General features: G+C 73.7%; 1 protein-coding gene. It reads right to left on the bottom strand.

The annotated features are described in order from the left end of the window. Window positions 1-9: 9 nt before the first annotated feature. The coding region (locus PROKR_RS21050) for an ATP-dependent DNA ligase (RefSeq protein ID WP_281171742.1) at window positions 10-909 on the bottom strand (900 nt) is incomplete at its 5' end.

The following is a 909-nucleotide window of genomic DNA, read 5'->3' as shown; positions in this document are numbered from 1 at the left end:
CGTGGTCGGTCATGCTGGGACGATACCTCGTAACTCCGTTGCCGGGAAGGTCTTGCCTAGCATCACGAAGCCGCCCTCCGGGTCCCGCGCGCCCAGGTGGATGTTGGACAACCAGCCCTGGCGTCTGCCCGAACCGCGCTCGACCGCCAGCACCACGAGGTCCAGCGTCTTGCGGGGCTTCACCTTGACCCAGCCCGCGCCCCGGCGTCCGGCCGCGTACGGCGTGTCCAGCGACTTGATCACCACACCCTCCTGGCCCTCGCGGAGCGCGCCCGCGAAGAACTCCGCCGCCTCGTCGGCATCGGAGGTGAGCAGACGGCGCACCGTGTGCGGCCCCGCGACCTCGTCCAGCACGGCCAGGCGCTCGCTCAGCGGGGCGTCGAGCAGGTCGCGGCCGTCGGCGTGCAGCACGTCGAAGAAGAACGGCGTGAGCTGGAACTGGTCGGCCAGCGCCTCCTCGGCCGACGCCGCCCGAGCCGGCCCGCGTGCGGAACCCCGTCCGGACTCGTGCGTCGCCGAGCGCGCCGCCGTCTCCTGGAACGGCCGCGGCACGCCGTCCGGCCCGACGCCGAGCGCCTCGCCGTCGAGCACCAGCCGGTCGGTAGGCAGGGCGCGCACCACATCGACGATCTCCGGCACGCGCTCGGTGATGTCGTCCAGCGAGCGCGTGACCACGCGCACCTCGTCGCCGAGCCGGTGCACCTGGATGCGGATGCCGTCCAGCTTCACGTCCACGCACAGCTCGGTCGGGTCATCGCCCCCGAGCTTCTCGAACGCCGCCGCGATGTCCGGCGCCGACTGGGCGAGCATCGGCCGCACCGGCCGCCCGACCTCCAGCGTGAAGCCCGCCAGCGCGGCGAGCGGGTCGTCCGCGAGGAGCGCGGCGCTCGCGACCGGTCCCGTGGCACC

Source organism: Promicromonospora kroppenstedtii DSM 19349 (assembly GCF_000515355.1).
GTDB classification, from domain to species: Bacteria; Actinomycetota; Actinomycetes; order Actinomycetales; family Cellulomonadaceae; genus Promicromonospora; species Promicromonospora kroppenstedtii.
Note: the sequence above shows the minus strand (reverse complement) of the source record. Positions and strands in the feature narration are given on the sequence as shown.